The sequence below is a fragment of the Sphingomonas sp. TZW2008 genome, from assembly GCF_002117915.1.
Lineage (GTDB): Bacteria > Pseudomonadota > Alphaproteobacteria > Sphingomonadales > Sphingomonadaceae > Sphingomonas.
On the sequence record NZ_BDJB01000004.1, the window covers coordinates 152,121 to 168,755 of the forward strand.

16 protein-coding genes are annotated in these 16,635 nt (G+C 66.0%); 10 read left to right on the forward strand and 6 right to left on the reverse strand.

The features are described from left to right. Window positions 1–29 precede the first annotated feature (29 nt). The 5 genes from atpA to B7L05_RS05550 all read left to right on the forward strand — a co-directional run bounded on the left by atpA (window position 30) and on the right by B7L05_RS05550 (window position 5,086). Window positions 30–1,559 carry a F0F1 ATP synthase subunit alpha gene (gene atpA / locus B7L05_RS05530; RefSeq protein ID WP_085809261.1) on the forward strand — a complete coding sequence of 510 codons (1,530 nt, stop codon included), beginning with the start codon at window positions 30–32 and terminating at the stop codon, window positions 1,557–1,559. A gap of 109 nt (window positions 1,560–1,668) precedes the next feature. Beyond that, entirely contained in the window at window positions 1,669–2,550 is an 882-nt protein-coding gene (locus tag B7L05_RS05535) for a F0F1 ATP synthase subunit gamma (RefSeq protein WP_085809262.1), read from the forward strand. Beyond that, window positions 2,547–3,158: a hypothetical protein gene (locus tag B7L05_RS05540; RefSeq protein WP_085809263.1), complete on the forward strand. Its 612-nt coding sequence runs from the start codon at window positions 2,547–2,549 to the stop codon at window positions 3,156–3,158. Before B7L05_RS05535 ends, B7L05_RS05540 begins: the two co-directional genes overlap by 4 nt. Before the next feature lie 67 nt (window positions 3,159–3,225). Beyond that, window positions 3,226–4,701 carry a F0F1 ATP synthase subunit beta gene (gene atpD, locus B7L05_RS05545; protein ID WP_085809264.1) on the forward strand — a complete coding sequence of 492 codons (1,476 nt, stop codon included), beginning with the start codon at window positions 3,226–3,228 and terminating at the stop codon, window positions 4,699–4,701. Between the two features lie 133 nt (window positions 4,702–4,834). Beyond that, the gene (locus B7L05_RS05550) at window positions 4,835–5,086 is read left to right on the forward strand and encodes an ATP synthase F1 subunit epsilon (RefSeq protein ID WP_085809265.1); all 252 of its coding nucleotides are present in this window, start codon (window positions 4,835–4,837) and stop codon (window positions 5,084–5,086) included. A gap of 38 nt (window positions 5,087–5,124) precedes the next feature. Here the strand turns inward: B7L05_RS05550 and B7L05_RS05555 are convergent, their stop codons facing one another. The 4 genes from B7L05_RS05555 to B7L05_RS05565 all read right to left on the reverse strand — a co-directional run bounded on the left by B7L05_RS05555 (window position 5,125) and on the right by B7L05_RS05565 (window position 8,029). After that, window positions 5,125–5,463: a hypothetical protein gene (locus B7L05_RS05555; protein WP_085809267.1), complete on the reverse strand. Its 339-nt coding sequence runs from the start codon at window positions 5,461–5,463 to the stop codon at window positions 5,125–5,127. Between the two features lie 2 nt (window positions 5,464–5,465). Next, window positions 5,466–5,678 carry a CRISPR-associated protein Cas5 gene (cas5, locus tag B7L05_RS17865; RefSeq protein WP_144037150.1) on the reverse strand — a complete coding sequence of 71 codons (213 nt, stop codon included), beginning with the start codon at window positions 5,676–5,678 and terminating at the stop codon, window positions 5,466–5,468. 321 nt (window positions 5,679–5,999) lie between these two features. Beyond that, entirely contained in the window at window positions 6,000–7,196 is a 1,197-nt protein-coding gene (gene metC / locus B7L05_RS05560; RefSeq protein WP_085809268.1) for a cystathionine beta-lyase, read from the reverse strand. Beyond that, a complete protein-coding gene (locus B7L05_RS05565; RefSeq protein ID WP_085809269.1) occupies window positions 7,193–8,029 on the reverse strand; it encodes a sulfurtransferase in 837 nt (278 codons plus the stop codon). The genes metC and B7L05_RS05565 overlap by 4 nt, the downstream gene beginning before the upstream one ends. 112 nt (window positions 8,030–8,141) lie before the next feature. On the opposite strand from B7L05_RS05565, the gene queF reads away from it, so the two are divergent. The 3 genes from queF to B7L05_RS05580 all read left to right on the forward strand — a co-directional run bounded on the left by queF (window position 8,142) and on the right by B7L05_RS05580 (window position 12,302). Further along, a complete protein-coding gene (queF, locus tag B7L05_RS05570) occupies window positions 8,142–8,585 on the forward strand; it encodes a preQ(1) synthase (RefSeq protein WP_085809270.1) in 444 nt (147 codons plus the stop codon). Window positions 8,586–8,701: 116 nt separating this feature from the next. After that, the gene (locus B7L05_RS05575; protein ID WP_085809272.1) at window positions 8,702–10,969 is read left to right on the forward strand and encodes a glycosyltransferase family 4 protein; all 2,268 of its coding nucleotides are present in this window, start codon (window positions 8,702–8,704) and stop codon (window positions 10,967–10,969) included. A gap of 49 nt (window positions 10,970–11,018) precedes the next feature. Beyond that, window positions 11,019–12,302: a glycoside hydrolase family 130 protein gene (locus B7L05_RS05580; RefSeq protein WP_085809273.1), complete on the forward strand. Its 1,284-nt coding sequence runs from the start codon at window positions 11,019–11,021 to the stop codon at window positions 12,300–12,302. Here the strand turns inward: B7L05_RS05580 and B7L05_RS05585 are convergent. Then, entirely contained in the window at window positions 12,277–14,244 is a 1,968-nt protein-coding gene (locus B7L05_RS05585; RefSeq protein WP_085809275.1) for an OPT family oligopeptide transporter, read from the reverse strand. The two genes, B7L05_RS05580 and B7L05_RS05585, sit on opposite strands and share 26 nt — an antisense overlap. A 209-nt stretch (window positions 14,245–14,453) precedes the next feature. Between B7L05_RS05585 and B7L05_RS05590 the strand changes: the two genes are divergently transcribed. Beyond that, complete coding sequence (locus B7L05_RS05590; protein ID WP_144037151.1) at window positions 14,454–14,756, forward strand: PspC domain-containing protein; 303 nt, start codon at window positions 14,454–14,456, stop codon at window positions 14,754–14,756. 218 nt (window positions 14,757–14,974) lie between these two features. Next, window positions 14,975–16,261: a homoserine dehydrogenase gene (locus B7L05_RS05595; protein WP_085809278.1), complete on the forward strand. Its 1,287-nt coding sequence runs from the start codon at window positions 14,975–14,977 to the stop codon at window positions 16,259–16,261. Between the two features lie 18 nt (window positions 16,262–16,279). Here B7L05_RS05595 and B7L05_RS05600 read toward each other — a convergent pair whose 3' ends face one another. Then, window positions 16,280–16,618, reverse strand: coding sequence for a DMT family protein (locus tag B7L05_RS05600; protein WP_085809279.1), 339 nt, complete (start codon window positions 16,616–16,618; stop codon window positions 16,280–16,282). Window positions 16,619–16,635 lie beyond the last annotated feature (17 nt).

A 16,635-nucleotide genomic window follows, 5' to 3' on the forward strand; every position in this document is an offset into this window, starting at 1 on the left:
GCTGACGCCGTCGGGAAGGGCTAAGAGCAATGGATATTCGCGCCGCAGAAATCTCCAAGGTGATCAAGGATCAGATCGCCAATTTCGGCACCGAGGCCCAGGTCAGCGAGACCGGCCAGGTGCTCAGCGTCGGTGACGGCATCGCGCGCATCTACGGGCTCGACAACGTCCAGGCGGGCGAGATGGTCGAGTTCTCGAACGGCGTGCAGGGCATGGCGCTCAACCTCGAGGCCGACAATGTCGGCGTCGTGATCTTCGGCTCGGACGCCGAGATCAAGGAAGGCGACACCGTCAAGCGTACCGGCACGATCGTGGACGTGCCGGTCGGCAAGGGCCTGCTCGGCCGCGTGGTCGATGGCCTCGGCAACCCAATCGACGGCAAGGGTCCGATCGTGTCGACCGAGCGTCGCCGCGTCGAGGTGAAGGCGCCGGGTATCATCCCGCGCAAGTCGGTGCACGAGCCGGTGCAGACGGGCCTGAAGGCGATCGACGCGCTGGTGCCGGTCGGCCGTGGCCAGCGCGAGCTGATCATCGGTGACCGCCAGACCGGCAAGTCGGCGATCGCGATCGACACGTTCATCAACCAGAAGTCGGTCAACGCCGGCGACGATGAATCGAAGAAGCTGTACTGCGTCTACGTCGCGGTCGGCCAGAAGCGCTCGACGGTGGCGCAGCTCGTCCGCACGCTGACCGAGAACGGCGCGATGGATTATTCCATCGTCGTCGCCGCGACCGCGTCCGATCCGGCGCCGCTGCAGTTTCTCGCGCCCTACACCGGCACCGCGATGGGCGAGTATTTCCGCGACAATGCGATGCACGCCGTCATCGTGTTCGACGATCTGTCGAAGCAGGCGGTTGCCTATCGCCAGATGTCGCTGCTGCTGCGCCGTCCGCCGGGCCGTGAAGCGTATCCGGGCGACGTCTTCTATCTCCACTCGCGCCTGCTGGAGCGCGCGGCGAAGATGAACGACGCCAACGGCAACGGCTCGCTGACGGCGCTGCCGATCATCGAGACGCAGGCGGGCGACGTGTCGGCCTACATCCCGACGAACGTGATCTCGATCACGGACGGCCAGATCTTCCTCGAAACCGACCTGTTCTTCGCCGGCATCCGCCCTGCGATCAACGTCGGCCTCTCGGTGAGCCGCGTGGGTTCGGCGGCGCAGACCAAGGCGATGAAGAAGGTGTCGGGCTCGATCAAGCTCGAGCTGGCGCAATATCGCGAGATGGCGGCGTTCGCGCAGTTCGGCTCGGACCTCGACGCCTCGACGCAGAAGCTGCTGAACCGCGGCGCGCGCCTGACCGAGCTGCTGAAGCAGCCGCAGTTCTCGCCGCTGCCGTTCGAGGAGCAGACGGTGTCGATCTTCGCCGGGACCAACGGCTATCTCGACAACGTGCCGGTGCAGGACGTGGTCCGCTACGAGGCGGCGATGCTCGCCTTCATGCGCGACCAGCATGGCGACACGCTGGCGAAGATCCGCGACAGCCGCGACCTGGGCGACGACGCCAAGGCCGGCGTGAAGAGCGCGCTCGACGCGTTCGCGAAGACGTTCGCCTGATTTGATCGACCGTCGTCACCCCGGCCCCAGGCCGGGGTCCCGCTTCTGACGACGGAACATAGGCAGCGGGACGCCGGGCAAGGCTTGGCGTGACGACAAGAGGATACGAATGGCAAGCCTCAAGGCCCTCAAGATCCGCATCGGCTCGGTGAAGTCGACGCAGAAGATCACCAAGGCGATGAAGATGGTCGCGGCGGCCAAGCTGCGCCGTGCGCAGGAGGCGGCGGTTGCCGGTCGTCCGTATGCCGAGCGGCTGGAAGCGGTGATGGCGAGCCTCGCCTCGAAGGTCGGCGTGACGGAGGGCAGTTCGCCGCTGCTCGCCGGTACCGGCCGCGATCAGGTGCATCTGCTCGTCGTCGTGACGTCAGAGCGCGGCCTGGCGGGTGCGTTCAACACCAACATCGTGCGCGCGGCACGGAAGAAGGCGGAAGAGCTGGAGGCCGCGGGCAAGACGGTGCGCTTCTACCTCGCCGGCAAGAAGGGCCGCGTGCTGCGCCGCTTCTATCCCGATGCGATCGCCGCCGACCATGAACTCGGCCAGCATAAGGTGCTTGGGTTCGACCAGGCGCGCGAAGTGGCGGACGATCTGATCGCCAGCTACCTGCGCGGCGAGTTCGACGTGGCGCATCTGTTCTACGCCAAGTTCCAGTCGGCGCTGGTGCAGATCCCGACCGGGCAGCAGATCATTCCCGTCCCGGTGCCTACCGCGACGGTCGATGCGCCGAACGACGGTGGCGCCGCGGTCGAGTACGAGCCCGACGAGGAGGCAATCCTCGCCGATCTGCTGCCGCGCAATGTCGCGATCCAGATTTTCCGCGCGATGCTGGAGAATGCTGCGTCCGAGCAGGGCAGCCGCATGACCGCGATGGACAATGCGACGCGCAACGCCGGCGACATGATCAAGAAGCTGTCGATCCAGTACAATCGCGCGCGGCAGGCGGCGATCACGACCGAGCTGGTCGAGATCATTTCGGGCGCCGAGGCACTGTGATTCGCACGGGCATCCTGCTGTTGGCGGCGCTTGCCGCGGCGGGATGCACCGGTGCGCCCGTCGCGGGCGAGCAGGCGGCGAAGGACAAGGCCGCGGGCAAGACTGCATTCGCGTCGCCGAGTCTGGCCGGCGGCACGTGGAGCGGCGTGTTCGCGAACCCGCAGAAGTCGATCGACAACTTCAGCCGAATTGGCCTGCGACCCGGTCCGTACGAGCAGAAGGGCGATGAGTGGCGTTCGGACGCTGTGCCGACCGCACTGACCGATCCTTCCGCCCCCGATCCGGTGATGGCGCATTTTTCCGCGGCGGGCGACAAGGGGTCGCTTAAGCGCGTGGCCTTCGTTCTCGTCGAGCCGGCGCGATCGAACGATCAGCAGGCGCGCGACCAGTTCGACGCGTGGATGAAGCAGGCACTCGCCCAGCTCGGCGTCACCGGCGGCGACACCGCAGTGGAGGCGATCCACGGGCGCAAGCGGCCGACAGGATCGCTGAAAGCGGGCGCGAACTATGCCGTGCAGCGCGAGACGACCCCGCGCGAGCGCCGCCTGACGGTGACGTTCTCGCGCGCCACGCCTATATTGAATGGTACCGAGCCGGCGACGGGCTGACACCCGGCGGACCGACGACCAAGACACCCCCTGCATTCGCAGGTACGACGAAGAAGGTAGAAGCAAGATGGCCACCGTTCTCGAAGAGCGCCCGACCATTTCGGGCAGCAACAAAGTCGGCCGGATCAGCCAGGTGATCGGCGCCGTGGTCGACGTGACGTTCGAGCAGGACCACCTGCCGGCGATCCTGTCGGCCTTGGAAACGAGCAACAACGGCCAGCGGCTGGTGCTTGAGGTCGCGCAGCACCTCGGCGAAAACACTGTTCGCACGATCGCGATGGACTCGACCGAGGGTCTGACCCGCGGCCAGAACGTGACCGATACCGGCGCGCAGATCACTGTGCCCGTCGGTCCGGCGACGCTTGGTCGCATTCTCAACGTCATCGGCGAGCCGATCGACGAGCGCGGCCCGGTCAACTCGGCGCATCACGCGCCGATCCACGCCTCGGCGCCCTTGTTCGTCGACCAGTCGACCGAGAGCTCGATCCTGGTCACCGGTATCAAGGTAATCGACCTGCTCGCGCCCTACGCGAAGGGCGGCAAGATCGGCCTGTTCGGCGGTGCAGGCGTCGGCAAGACGGTGCTCATCCAGGAGCTGATCAACAACATCGCCAAGGGCCACGGTGGCACCTCGGTGTTCGCCGGCGTGGGTGAGCGTACGCGCGAGGGCAACGATCTCTACCACGAGTTCCTCGACGCGGGCGTCATCGCCAAGGACGCCGATGGCAACCCGCAGAGCGAGGGTTCGAAGGTTGCGCTGGTGTTCGGCCAGATGAACGAGCCACCGGGCGCGCGTGCGCGTGTCGCGCTGTCGGGCCTGACGATCGCTGAGTATTTCCGCGACGTTGAAGGCCAGGACGTGCTGTTCTTCGTCGATAACATCTTCCGCTTTACCCAGGCGGGCGCAGAGGTGTCGGCGCTGCTCGGCCGTATTCCGTCGGCCGTGGGCTACCAGCCGACGCTGTCGACCGACATGGGCGCGCTGCAGGAGCGCATCACCTCGACCAACAAGGGCTCGATCACCTCGGTGCAGGCGGTGTACGTGCCTGCGGACGATCTGACCGATCCGGCGCCGGCGACGTCGTTCGCCCACTTGGACGCGACGACCGTGCTCAACCGCGCGATTTCGGAGCTTGGCATCTATCCGGCGGTCGATCCGCTCGATTCGACCAGCCGCGTGCTCGAGCCGCGCGTCGTCGGCCAGGAGCATTATGAGACCGCACGCGCCGTGCAGACGATCCTGCAGAAGTACAAGTCGCTGCAGGACATCATCGCGATCCTCGGCATGGACGAGCTCTCCGAAGAGGATAAGCTGACCGTCAGCCGCGCGCGCAAGATCCAGAAGTTCCTGTCGCAGCCGTTCCACGTTGCGGAGGTCTTCACCGGCATCGACGGCAAGTTCGTGCAGATCGAGGACACGGTGCGCTCGTTCAAGGCGGTGGTGAACGGCGAGTACGATCACCTGCCCGAGGCGGCATTCTACATGGTCGGCGGCATCGACGACGTCGTCGCCAAGGCCGAGAAGCTGGCGCAGGAAGCCTGAACCCGCGCTGCGACCCCCGAACCGGTACGGGTTCGGGGATTGCTGGCCGGCGGGATCGGCCGTTTGGCTTTGATCCCGCCGCCGGAAGCCCTTTCCCGCCCTTCGCCTCGGCGTAGGGAAGTGAGACACAGACATGCTGCACTTCGAACTCGTCACGCCCGAACGCCTCGTCCGCAGCGAGGAGGTTTATATGGTCACCGTGCCCGGGACCGAGGGTAATTTCGGCGTTCTCGAAGGCCACGCCCCGCTGATGTCGACGATTCGCGACGGCGATCTGCTGATCCAGCGCACTGCTGGCGGCGCGGCGGAGACGATCGCGATCCGCGGCGGGTTCGCGGAGGTGAATGCGCGCGGGCTGACCGTGCTGGCCGAGCACGCCGCCTGATACCGGCACCCCGTTTCACTTACCAGCGGCTTGCCGGCCTAGCTGACCAGTTCGAGCGGGCGGCTCTTATCAAAATCGATCAGGCCGTTGATCATCTCGGCGCGAAAATAACGCGCGCGTGATCGGCCGCGGCCATCGAGATCGTGGATCATCCAGCCAAGGTCAATTTTCCCTTTTCCGCCGTAGGCGGTTCGGGGCGGCGCGCTGCTATCTACCATCGATAAGTCGGCCTTGAAGTCGGTGAGACCTAGATGCGCGCGATCGTTGCTTTGCTCAGCGATGACGTTGTCCGCGACCGCCGAAACCAAATCGGCATCGAGCGTATAAGCGACGTCGCGTAGCACCAAGGCACGCTTCTCCCCGCGCGCCGTCTTCATCGTCAGCCATTCGAACGCGATGGGACGCTGTACCCAGAGGCGGCGAACGCTCCACTGCGTATCCGGACGCGTGCTGATGGCCGATAGAAGGCGCTTCGCTGCCGAGGCGAGATGACATCGTAGCTAATGAGATCGTCAACGAACTCCGGCCGCCGGAAGCAGGCATGCATACCGCGAAGCTCGATGCGGACAGAGGTTGCTCGCGGTTCGTTCACGTGGCGTTCTTACAACCGATCGCGGATGTTCCAGCTTGAATTTGCACCGTTTCGTAGGTGTTCATGCCGGTGCGAGCGCGCGTCTGACGTATGGTTTGCCGGTGCATTTACACACCCGGAGGGCTCGCCTCATGACCATCACTATTTCCGCGACGATCAGCGCCAAGAACACCAGCGTATCGGTGCGTGTGCAGCTTCCGCGGCGACCCGTTACCGTCTCCGCGCCGCGACCGTCGAGTTGATGGCAGCAGCGTCCGGAGCGGGCGGGCGACTGTGTTGGCGGATTGCTCAACTCGTGCCGTGCGCCGACCTGGAACGTTACTACCGTCTCAGCGCCTCACGATACCTAGCGAGCCCGCGTTCAAGATCGGCGATTAGATCCGCCGGGTCTTCGAGCCCGATCTGCAATCGCACGAGCGGCCCTGCGAAATGCGGCGTCGTCGCCGTGCGATAGCGCTGCGGATCGACCGGCAGCGCCAAGCTCTCGAATCCACCCCACGAATAACCGATGCCGAAATGGTCGAGCCCGTCGATCAGCGCGGCACGTGCTGCCTCGTTGCCGCCGTCGAGGACGAACGAGAAGAGGCCGCTCGATCCGGTGAAGTCCCGTCGGAAGATGTCGTGTGCTGGTGACGAGGCGAGGGCGGGGTGCAGGACCTGCGCGACTTCGGGCTGCTCTTTCAGCCATTCCGCGATCTGGAGGGCGCTCGACTGGTGCTGGGCCATCCGCACCGCCATCGTGCGCAGTCCGCGCGACGCGAGCCATGCATCGTCGGGGCTGGCGACCTGTCCCAATTGAAAGCTGGTATCGCGCAGCTTGCGCCAGTGCGACGGCGCGGCGGTGACGCTGCCGAGCATCACGTCCGAATGGCCGACGACGTACTTCGTGCAGGCGAGGATCGACAGATCGACGCCGAGGCCGATCGCGCGGAAGTTGAGCGGCGTCGCCCAGGTGTTGTCGAGCAGTGTCGTGACGCCGCGCGCCTTTGCCGCGGCGACGATCGCGGGCACGTCCTGCACTTCGAAAGTGAGGCTGCCGGGGCTTTCCATGAAGATGGCACGCGTCCGCTCGCCGATCAGGTCGACAATGCCGCTGCCGGCCAGCGGATCGTAGTAGCGCGTCGTGATGCCGAAGCGCCGCAGCAGGCCGTCTGCCATCGCCCGCGTCGGGTCGTACGCCGTGTCGGCGAGTAGCAATTCGTCGCCGGGCGACAGCACCGATAGCAACGCCGCGGCGATCGCGGCTACGCCGGACGGATAGAGAAAGGTCGCCTCGGCGCCGGGCTCGAGCTCGGTCAGTGCATCGGCCAAACTCCACTGCGTCGGGCTGCCGCGACGGCCGTAGAACAGGCGATGATGCGTCTCGCGGCCACTTGCGGCGCGCAGCTCGGCGACCGAGCCGTAGAGGTGCGTCGAGGCGCGCCACACCGGCGGGTTGACGATGCCCTGCGTCCATTCGGCGCGACGCCCGGCGGCGACGACGCGGGTGGCATCGCGGATCGGCCGATCGTCGCTCATGGGCCAGTCTCCTTGGGCGTCGTCGGATCGCTGCCCCATTCGGCCCAGCTGCCGTCGTAGATCGGCACCGTTTGCCCGAGAAGATGCGCGGCAAAGGCGATCACCGCCGCGGTCACGCCGGAACCGCATGTCGCAACTAGTGGGCGATCGAGATCGATGCCGGCATCGACGAATACCGATGCCAGTTGGTCAACCTCCTTCCACGTGCCGTCCGTGTTGAAGAAGGTGGCATAGTGAAGGTTGATCGCGCCCGGGATATGGCCGGGCACGACGCCAGGTCGCGGCTCGGCCTCGGCGCCGGCGAAGCGGCCGGGCGATCGCGCGTCTACGATCTGCGTGTCGCGCGTCGCCTGCGCCGCCTTCATGTCCGCCAGATCTGCGATCCCCGCCCCCCGTGCACGAACCGTGACGTGTCGCGGTTTCGCTTCGATAGGTCCCTGCGCGATCGGGCGACCCTCCGCGCGCCACTTGGCAAGGCCGCCATCGAGCAGTGCCACGTCGCTCACGCCGAAGCTTCGCAGCATCGCCCATCCGCGGGCGGCGGTATGGTGCGGGGAATCATCGTAGAGGATGATGCGCGTGCCATCGCCGAGCCCGAGCTTCGTCATCCGGCTGGCGAACTTTTCCGGCGGTGGCAGCATCATCGGTAGGTCCGACGTCGTATTCGCCAGATCGGCCAGATCGAGGAAGACGGCGCCGGGGATGTGCGCCACTTCGAAGTCGGCGCGCGCATCGCGTGCTTCGGTCGGCAGGTACCAGCTGGCATCGGCGACGCGGACATCGCGCGCATCGAGCGCGTCGGCGAGCCATTGGGTGGAAACGAGCGGGGTCATCCTCCACCATTAGCCGGCATCGGCGCCGGGATTGAAGCCCCGTCTCGGTATTGCCTGCCGTAGCCCAGCGTGTCGCTGGCGCAGCGCGGCATGCGCCACTATCTGACACGTCATGACACTTCATCTCGGACAGACCAGCGCGCTTCCCGCGACGCCGGAAGAAGCAGTGCTCGATTACGTCCCCAACCCACGCCTCGGTCGCACCTACCTCGTGCGGTTCGTGGCGCCCGAATTCACATCGCTGTGCCCGGTGACCGGCCAGCCCGACTTCGCACACATCGTGATCGACTACGTGCCCGGCGACACGATCGTCGAATCGAAGTCGCTCAAGCTGTTCCTCGGCAGCTTCCGCAACCATGCCGCGTTTCACGAGGATTGCACCGTCGGTATCGGCGAGCGTCTCGTTGTAGAGATGGCGCCGCGGTGGTTGCGTATCGGCGGCTATTGGTACCCGCGCGGCGGCATTCCGATCGACGTATTCTGGCAGAACGCGGCGCCGCCAGCCGATCTGTGGCTGCCGGATCAAGGCGTTCCATCCTACCGCGGGCGCGGCTGACCGAAATTAGCGATTTGACGTTGTTGCATCGCAACAAAGCGTGCAACCAACTGCGGCCCCACCGGTTGTCCCGCTGAATAACCCGTGAATGGGTGTGTTAGCGAAGGCATTGAACGATGGACAAAAAGGCACAGGCGATCGGCGTTGGCCACCTTGCCCTCATCGGTAACTTCTTGCCGCGCAAGTGCGGCCTCGCGACATTCACGACCGACACGTTCAACGCGTTGAAGGGTCGCTTTCCCGACCTCACCGTGGACGTCTACGCGATGGACGATCATCCGGGTCGATACAGCTATCCTGACGCGGTAACGGGCACGATCGCACAGAACGATCTTGGCGCCTATCTCGATACGGCACGGCAGATCGAGGCATCGGGTGCGCAGGCGATTTGGTTGCAGCACGAGTATGGCATCTATGGCGGGCCGGCGGGCGAGCATATCCTTGCGCTGCTGGATCGAACCACGCTGCCGCTCATCGTGACGCTTCACACCGTGCTCGAAAAGCCAAGTCACGACGAGCGCGTCGTGATGGAAGCGCTGTTGCGCCGCGCGGCGAAGATCGTCGTCATGGCAGAGCGGGGGCGCGAGATCCTAACCCGCGTCTACGGCGCGAACTTGCGATCGATCGTCAACATCCCGCACGGCGTGCCCGATCGCGTCTTTGCCGAGCCTGCCGCATTCAAGCCGCGGTTCGGGTGGCAGGGGCGGCAGGTTATCCTGACGTTCGGGTTGCTCGCCCCTGGCAAGGGGATCGAGACGGTGATCGAGGCGCTGCCGGCGGTTGTCGCGCAGCATCCTGACGCGATGTACGTCGTTCTAGGCGCGACACATCCCAACCTCGTGGCGCACGAGGGCGAGAAGTATCGTGATAGCCTGAAGGCGCTCGCCGCCGATAAGGGCGTGGCCGACAATGTTGCCTTCATCGACGCGTTCGTCGAGCAGGACGATCTGATCGACTATCTCCAGGCGGCGGACATCTACGTCACGCCGTATCTCAACCCCGCGCAGATCACGAGCGGCACGCTGTCCTACGCGATCGGCGTTGGCAAGGCGGTTATTTCGACGCCCTATGTCCATGCGACCGAGATACTGGCGGATGGCCACGGCGTGCTCGTCGATTTCCGTGACTCGGCAGCATTCTCGCGCGAGATCAACGACCTGCTCGGCAGCGAGCGCAACCGCATGCGGCTGTCGTCGCGCGCCTATGCACGTGGCCGCACGATGACTTGGTCGCGTGTCGCCGAGCGGGCGATGGGCGAACTTGAGGCGATCGTCGACGGCCAGCCGAAGCGGATCGTCCCGTCGAGCGCGCTCAAGGTGCTGGCGCCCGACATCGCCGCGGTCGAGCGGATGAGCGACGCGACCGGCATGCTCCAGCACTCGATCTATTCGGTGCCCGATCGACGCCACGGCTATTGCATCGACGACAACGCCCGCGCGCTGATCCTGATGAGCGCCGTTGACGATCTCGACGAGACCGCACGCGACAAGTGGACGACGATCTACGCCTCGTTCGTTCAATATGCTTGGAATCCTGACAAGCGGCGCTTCCGTAACTTCATGAACTACGACCGCACATGGTGTGAGGATTGCGGATCAGAGGACTCTAACGGCCGCGCGCTCTGGTCGCTCGGCGTGACGGCGCGCGACGCGCGGACGCGCAAGCATCGCGACTGGGCGACGATGATGTTCGACACCACGGCTAGCCTCGCGCTGGAGCTTGGCAGCCCGCGCGCGCAGGCGTTCGCGATGCTCGGCGCGGCGGCGATGCTCGAGGCCTCGCCCGGCCACCAGCTTGCCCGTTCGATCCTTGAACGCTTCCCCGACCAGCATGTCGCCTTGCTCGACGAGGCGCGGCGGCCGAACTGGGTGTGGTTCGAGATCGTTCTTGCCTATGACAATGCGCGCCTGCCCGAGGGGCTGATCCGCGCCGGCATGGCGCTCAACCGCCGCGACCTGATCGCAGTTGGCGTCGAGACGCTCGAGTGGATCATCAGTCGGCAGAAGAGCCCCGCCGGTCATTTCCGCGCGGTCGGCTCGGAAAGCTTCGGACGGCCCTATGCTGAGCCGCTGCCGTTCGACCAGCAGCCGCTCGAGGCGCAGGCGACGATCGACGCATGCTGCGCAGCCTTTGCGGCGACCGGCGAGCAGCGCTGGCGCGACGAGGCAGAGCGTGCTTACGGCTGGTATCTCGGCCGCAACGATCTCGATCTGCCGCTCGCGACGATGCACGATGGCGGCTGTTTCGATGGCCTGATGCCGACGGGCCTCAATCGCAATCAGGGTGCCGAGTCGATCCTGGCGCTGCAATTGTCGAGCTGTGCGATTTCGGGGCTATCAAAGGCGACCCAAGGCGTGGCAGGGGCCGACCGCGCTGTCGCGTAAGCCCCGCTTGCCTCAGCGCGTCGACTGCTGACGACAACGCGAGGCTTTCTTGGACCTGTTCAACCATCAGCTTCGGCTGCACGCCGATCCTTCGCGCGTCGTGGTACGTCCGTTCCACATTCCGTGGTCGGCCACCAACGGGCAGGGGCAGAGCCGTGCGGAACGCATGATCGCCGAAGTGCTCGAGATGTCGCCGCGCGAGGCGAGCGATCAGCTCGCGGCGGTGCTCAAGGATTTCGAGGCGCGCCACTGGCAGACGCGCCGCGTGTTCATGACGCGCTACGACGACATGGCCGAGCAGATGGGGCTCGATGGCAGCAACATCGGCGACGAGAAGCGGCAGCTGATCGGTGCCTATTTCTGTCATGAATACAGCTACGCCGCCGCCGCGCTGATGAACCCGAGTGCGGTGCCGCATTTCGACCAGTCGGGCATGCCGCCGGGCGCCCAGCGCATTCTGATGAGCCTGCGTGCGGTGGGAGAGGGGCACATCTCGTCCGTCGCGTTCCGTGAAGGCATCATCGGTGAGGACAATGAATTGCGCCTCGCGCCCGAGCCGCCCTTCGCGACCGCCGCCGACGCGCCTGGGATCGACGGCGAAGAGATGCCGAGCGGACCGATCACGGTGCATCGCCATCGCGATTCGACGCTGTCGGGCACGGTGATCTTCCCGATCACCGAAGCGCAGTCGAAGGGGCTGGAAGACCTACGCCTCGTCCATTTCACGCACGACGACGGCACGATCGAGTGGCTCGGCACCTATACCGCGTATAACGGCGCCAAGATTCAGTCCGAGCTGCTCCGCACGCGTGATTTCCGCAGCTTCGACCTCGTGCCGATGACGGGTACGGCGGCGCGCAACAAGGGGATCGCCTTGTTCCCCCGAACGGTGAACGGAGAGTATCTGTCGATCGGCCGGCAGGACGGCGAGAACCTTTATCTGCTGCGCTCCGATCGGCTCGATCACTGGGACGACGGTGATCTTATCCTGACGCCGGTGTTCCCGTGGGAACTGGTGCAGATCGGCAATTGCGGTCCACCGATTGAGGTCGACGAGGGCTGGCTGCTGCTGACGCACGGTGTCGGCGCGATGCGCAAATATTCGATCGGGGCGGCGCTGCTCGACAAGAACGATCCGTCGAAAGTACTCGGGCGGACGCGCGAGCCGATCCTGGCCGCGGCGGATCAGGACCGCGAGGGCTATGTGCCCAACGTCGTCTATACCTGCGGCGCGATGCGGCATGGCGACAAACTGTTCATGCCCTACGGCATCGCGGATAGTTCGGTGGGCTTCGCCTTCGTCGATATCAAGCAGCTGATCGCGCGGATGTGACGGCGGCGCGGCGCGTCGTGCGGTAGAGCCACGCGATCAGCACGGCGAACAGCAGCGCGCCGCCGGCCGCCGCGAGCGGCGCGAAGCCTTCGCCGACCACCGCCAGCGGTGCGTCGCTGCTCGAGACGGCGACGATGCCGGCGAAGGCGACACCCCACAGGCTCTCGCCGACGATCATGCCGGTCGCGACCAATGTTCCCATCCGCTCGGCACGCACGGGATCAGCAGTGCGACGCGCCCAGCGATCGTAGAACGCGCCGACAAAGGCGCCGAGCACGACCGGCAGGATCACCGCCATCGGCAGATAGATCGCGATCCCGATCGCGAGCGGCGGCAGGCGCATCCGGCCGAGCTTACCCAGCAGTTCGTCGATCACGACGAAGATCGCACCCGCAAGCGCGCCCCAGCGCAGCATCGACCAGTTGAGGTCGCCCCCGAGCACACCCTTGGCGAGCGAGGAAATGAGCCCCGCCTGCGGCGCGGCCAGGGCGTTCGGCCCCGCCCCCGGCGCACCGGCGAAGCCGAAGGCGGTGTTGAGCAGGTCGAGGACGGGCGGCACCACGATCGAGCCGAAGATTACGCCGATCACCAGCGCCATCTGCTGCTTCCACGGCGTCGCGCCGACGAGCTGTCCCGTCTTCAGATCCTGCAGATTGTCGTTCGCGATCGTGGCGATGCCGAATACCAGACCGGTGACGATCAGCGCGTAGGCGACAAGCGCAGCGGTGGTATCCGGCGGCAGATCGCGGCCGAACAGTCCGACGAGCAGCAAGGAGGCGGCGATGATTGAGAGGATGCCGATCCCCGACACGGGCGAGTTCGACGCGCCGATCAACCCGGCCATATAGCCGGTCACCGCCGCGATCATCAGTCCGATGACGACGACGAAGACCAGCGCACCGCCAACCAGCACTGCCGCCGAACCGGCGATCGGGCCGACCGATGCGACGCTCCACAGCAGCCACGCGATCGGCACCAGCAGCGCCATCGCGACGCCCGCGACGACGCCGATCGGCAGATCCTTTTCCTGCAGCGCGAGCGTTTCGCCCGAGTGGCGCGCCCTGCTGGCGGCGAGCGCCGAGACGACGCCGCCGACCACCGGGCGCGCGATGCGCAGCAGCGTCCACACCGCCGCGACGCCGATCACGCCGGCGCCGAAGAAGCGCACGTCCTGGCGGAATATCGCGCCCCCCCAGTCCTCCACGCTTCCCGGCATAGGCTGCGCGGCGGTGAGGATCGGCAGCAGGATGAACCAGGCGGTGACGAGCCCGACGAGCTGCGCGATCCCGACCGACAGGCCGACCAGATGGCCAACCCCGAAAAGCGCGAACGAGAGCCCGCCCGATACGCCGCTCGCGCCGGCGCCGACGCGGAACCAGCCACCCACCTCGGCCGCGGCGAGCCGCATCTGCGTGAGGATCGCAAAGCCGGCGGCGGCGACGCTGCCGAGGATTAGCAGCCGAAGCCCAGCGGCGCTCTCCGCCGCGCCCGCGTTCGAGGCCGATCCGATCTGCAGCACCTCGGCGGCTGCGCGACCCTCCGGATAGGGCAGGTCGCCCTCCACCACGAGCGCGCGGCGCAGCGGTACCGAGAACATGACGCCGAGGGTGCCGCCCAGCGCGGTGATCCCCGCCGTCAGCAGAAAGGGAAAGCCTTGCCACCAGCCAATGATGACGAGACCCGGAAGGACGAAGATGATTGCTGCGAGCGTGCCGGCCGCGCTGGCGATGGTCTGGACGATATTGTTCTCAAGAATCGACGATCCGCTGAATTGGCGCAGGATCGCCATAGAAATCACCGCTGCCGGAATCGACGTCGCGAAGGTGAGCCCGACCTTGAGGCCGAGATAGACGTTCGCCGCGGTGAAGAGCAGCGTGATGATCCCGCCCAGAATGACGCTGCGAAGCGTGAGTTCGGCGAGCGGCTTGGCAGGGTCGGTCATCCACCCGGTGTTGCACAATATTGCTGAAGCGCAAGGAAAAGACAGATGGCAAACTGCGCCAAACTTTGGCGTGACGCACTTTGGAAAACTCGCGCGTCGATACTCGGCAACGTGTAAGACACTCACAAATCAGGATAAACTGATTTGGCACGGTAGGTGCAGTGCGTTTGGCATGGCGGCGGAGGCCGTGCAAAACGATGGAGCCGAACATGACCAGCCAGACTACCAAGCTTGCCGCCCCCAAGGACAATCTGCTCGGCATCTGCAATGCGCTGGGGGAGGATTTCGGCTTCAACCCGCTCTGGCTTCGACTTGCGCTCGGCTGCGCCTTCGTCATTCAGCCGATCAACGTCGTGATCGGCTATCTGGCGCTCGGCCTCATCGTCCTCGTGTCGCGCCTGGCGTTCCCGGAAGCGCGCACGTCGACATTGCCAGAACGGGCACGCGGCGAGGCTCTTCCTGCATCGACCGATCCCGTCGACGAGGACTTCGTCTTCGCCAAGGCGGCGTAAAAAAAGGCCCGGCAATCCTTCGCGGTTGCCGGGCCAGTCACCCCCGCGCTTTGTTCGGGGGCTTGGGTCGCAGCCCCGTGATGCAATGGGCACACCCCGTCCGCATCCCCCGGGCGGGGGGAGGCGTCCAAATCTCGTCGATCGAGGCCTTGCACCGCCCTATCGACAGCGCTTCTTCGACCCCGTAGGCGCTTGGCCGCGCAGATCAAGGGGGCGGCATGGCGGACGCGTTGCGAGTAGCATTGGCGGGATTGGGCACCGTCGGCGGCGGCGTGATCCGCGTGCTTGAAGCCAACCGCGATCTCATCACCCGTCGCGCGGGGCGACCGATTGAGGTCGTCGCGGTATCGGCGCGTGATCGCCACAAGGATCGCGGCATCGACCTGTCGGGCTTCGAATGGGTCGATGATACGACGGCGCTCGCGCGGTGCGACGCCGACGTGGTCGTCGAGCTGGTCGGAGGTGCCGATGGCCCGGCACTGGCGCTGGCGCGTGCCACGCTGGCGGCGAACAAAGGTTTCGTCACCGCCAACAAGGCGATGCTGGCGCACCATGGGCTGGAACTGGCGCAGGCGGCGGAACGCGTCAGCGTGCCGCTCAAGTTCGAGGCGGCGGTCGCCGGCGGCATCCCGGTCATCAAGGGGTTACGCGAGGGCGCAGCGGCGAATGCGATCAGCCGCGTCTATGGCATCCTGAACGGCACGTGCAATTTTATCTTGAGCAAGATGGAGGCCGAAGGACGCGACTTCGCCGACGTGCTCGTCGAGGCTCAGGCGCGCGGCTTTGCGGAGGCCGATCCGTCGTTCGACATCGACGGGGTGGACGCCGCGCACAAACTGTCGATCCTGTCGTCGATTGCGTTCGGCACGCAGCCGGCCTTCGGCTCGGTAGCGGCAAGCGGCATCCGCCATGTCATCGCGGCCGACATCGCAGAGGCGGCGGCGCTGGGTTATCGCGTTCGTCTGGTTGGGATCGCGGAAGCGAACGGGCGCGGGTTGTTCCAGCGCGTCCATGCGCATCTGGTGCCCAACGATCATCCGCTGGCGCACGTCACCGGATCGACCAACGCGGTGGTAGCCGAGGGCAATTTCGTCGGCCGGCTGCTGTTTCAGGGCGCGGGGGCGGGTGACGGGCCGACCGCGAGCGCGGTGGTTGCCGATCTCATCGACATCGCGCGCGGCGAATACGGCCCGCCCTACGCGATGCCCGCCGCCTCGCTTGCCGACATGCCCGCGGCGGCGGAGGGCGAGCGTCGCGGGCGCGCCTATCTGCGCTTCACCGTCGCCGATCGCGTCGGCGTGCTGGCCGAGATCGCAGCGGCGATGCGCGACGCCAACGTGTCGATCGAGAGCCTGATTCAGCGCGCGGCCGCGGCGGACGGCACCGCGCTGGTCGCGATCGTCACGCACGAGGCACCCGAGGCGAACGTCGCGGTGGCGCTGGAACGGCTACGCGGGTCGCAGAGCCTGGCGGGTGAGCCGCTGTGGATGCATATCCTCGATTGAAGGTGGCCGCCGGGCCGATCAGCTGCGCCCGGCGAACATGAACGCCGCGGCGCCGACGAGGCAGGCGAACGCGCCCGCATGTCGCCAGCTGAGCTGCTCGCCGAGCACGGCGACCGAGAAGACGCCGAAGACCAGCAGCGTGATTACCTCCTGCGTGATCTTGAGCTGGCCGCCCGTCCAGCCGTGCGCGAAACCGATCCGGTTGGCCGGCACCGCAAAGCAATATTCGACGAAGGCGATGCCCCAACTGATCAGGATCACGATCGGCAGCGGTTTCGCCATCCCGCCTTTCAGATGCCAGTACCACGCGGTCGTCATGAAGACGTTCGATATGACGAGCAGCGCGAGCGTTGGCATCGCCGCGGCTTAGCGCG

Bases quoted from the DNA above. Each gene is read 5' to 3' on its own strand.
- atpA (WP_085809261.1), top strand. From the start codon at position 30: ATGGATATTCGCGCCGCAGAAATCTCCAAGGTGATCAAGGATCAGATC.
- B7L05_RS05535 (WP_085809262.1), top strand. From the start codon at position 1,669: ATGGCAAGCCTCAAGGCCCTCAAGATCCGCATCGGCTCGGTGAAGTCG.
- atpD (WP_085809264.1), top strand. From the start codon at position 3,226: ATGGCCACCGTTCTCGAAGAGCGCCCGACCATTTCGGGCAGCAACAAA.
- B7L05_RS05550 (WP_085809265.1), top strand. From the start codon at position 4,835: ATGCTGCACTTCGAACTCGTCACGCCCGAACGCCTCGTCCGCAGCGAG.
- B7L05_RS05555 (WP_085809267.1), bottom strand. From the start codon at position 5,463: ATGAAGACGGCGCGCGGGGAGAAGCGTGCCTTGGTGCTACGCGACGTC.
- metC (WP_085809268.1), bottom strand. From the start codon at position 7,196: ATGAGCGACGATCGGCCGATCCGCGATGCCACCCGCGTCGTCGCCGCC.
- B7L05_RS05565 (WP_085809269.1), bottom strand. From the start codon at position 8,029: ATGACCCCGCTCGTTTCCACCCAATGGCTCGCCGACGCGCTCGATGCG.
- queF (WP_085809270.1), top strand. From the start codon at position 8,142: ATGACACTTCATCTCGGACAGACCAGCGCGCTTCCCGCGACGCCGGAA.
- B7L05_RS05575 (WP_085809272.1), top strand. From the start codon at position 8,702: ATGGACAAAAAGGCACAGGCGATCGGCGTTGGCCACCTTGCCCTCATC.
- B7L05_RS05585 (WP_085809275.1), bottom strand. From the start codon at position 14,244: ATGACCGACCCTGCCAAGCCGCTCGCCGAACTCACGCTTCGCAGCGTC.
- B7L05_RS05590 (WP_144037151.1), top strand. From the start codon at position 14,454: ATGACCAGCCAGACTACCAAGCTTGCCGCCCCCAAGGACAATCTGCTC.
- B7L05_RS05595 (WP_085809278.1), top strand. From the start codon at position 14,975: ATGGCGGACGCGTTGCGAGTAGCATTGGCGGGATTGGGCACCGTCGGC.
- B7L05_RS05600 (WP_085809279.1), bottom strand. From the start codon at position 16,618: ATGCCAACGCTCGCGCTGCTCGTCATATCGAACGTCTTCATGACGACC.